At 56.7% G+C, this 1284-nt stretch carries 1 protein-coding gene and 1 pseudogene; both read right to left on the bottom strand.

The genetic code is table 11. The features are described from left to right. Positions 1–237 (bottom strand): annotated as a pseudogene (glmM, locus tag FTV34_RS17535) (phosphoglucosamine mutase); the annotation flags it as partial. Positions 238–323: 86 nt separating this feature from the next. Further along, positions 324–1139, bottom strand: coding sequence for a sulfonamide-resistant dihydropteroate synthase Sul2 (gene sul2, locus FTV34_RS17540; RefSeq protein ID WP_001043260.1), 816 nt, complete (start codon positions 1137–1139; stop codon positions 324–326). Positions 1140–1284: the final 145 nt, after the last annotated feature.

Raw genomic sequence — 1284 nt, forward strand, 5'->3', positions numbered from 1 at the left:
CAGCGGGCCAAAAAGGAATACGTCCATGCCCATCGAGGTGAAACCGGCTGTGAGCGCGGGTTCAAGCATATAGCCCGACAGGCGCGTATCCTTGCCGATCACGACACGATGGCGGTGGTCACCGCGACGAAAGACACGGCCAGCCGCCATGCCGACGCGCAAGGCGGTTTCCGCCGTCATCGCGCCTTCGTTGGCTTTGCCACGAATACCGTCTGTGCCGAAATATTTGCGCACCATAAGGTCGATTATCCTGTCGTCGGGTCGCCCTCAAAGGGGACATGCCTGCTGAACCGCGAATATAGAGAAATATCCCGAATGTGCAGTTAACGAATTCTTGCGGTTTCTTTCAGCGCCGCCAATACCGCCAGCCCGTCGCGCAAGGGGCGCGGCTCGTGTGTGCGGATGAAGTCAGCTCCACCTGCGGCGGCGGCAAGCTCTGCAGCGAGTGTCGCGGCCCCGACATCCCCCGGACCACGGCCTGTGAGCGCGCGCAGAAAGGATTTGCGCGAAACAGACAGAAGCACCGGCAAATCGAAGCGCAGCCGCAATTCATCGAACCGCGCCAGCACCGAGAGCGAGGTTTCGGGAGCAGCCCCCAGAAAAAACCCCATGCCGGGATCAAGGACAAGGCGGTTGCGTTTGATACCGGCACCCGTCAGCGCCGCGATGCGCGCGTCAAAGAACGCCGCAATGTGATCCATGATGTCGCCAGCGGGTGCCTCGCGCCGATCTGCCTGCCCGTCTTGCACCGAATGCATAACGACGAGTTTGGCAGATGATTTCGCCAATTGCGGATAGAACGCAGCGTCTGGAAAACCGCGAATATCATTGAGATAGGCCACACCACGCGACAAGGCATAGGCTTGCGTCGCGGGTTGATAACTGTCGAGCGAGACGGGAATGCCATCTGCCTTGAGCGCGTCCAGCACCGGCGCGATACGCGCGATTTCTGTGTCGGACGAAACAGGCGCGGCGTCGGGATTGCTGGATGCCGGACCGAGGTCGATCACATCTGCCCCCTCGGCCATCAGCTTACGCGCCTGCGCAATGGCTGCGTCTGGCGCCAGATACCGGCCTCCATCGGAGAAACTGTCCGAGGTTATGTTGACGATGCCGAAAATGATGAGCGATTTATTCATGGGGGCTTCTATAATAATCTCTGTACACGACAAAAATAGATAACTCATTGAAATAATGTCACAATAATTGTTTTCTAACGACGAATACTATGACACATCTCAATGAGTTATATCTTATCTTAAACAAATCTCTAAAATGGAACAA

The organism is Acinetobacter sp. YH16038, from assembly GCF_013417275.1.
Classification (GTDB): domain Bacteria; phylum Pseudomonadota; class Gammaproteobacteria; order Pseudomonadales; family Moraxellaceae; genus Acinetobacter.

What these genes read in the sequence shown, in the direction of transcription:
- sul2 (WP_001043260.1), bottom strand. Translation starts at nt 1,139, where the DNA reads ATGAATAAATCGCTCATCATTTTCGGCATCGTCAACATAACCTCGGAC.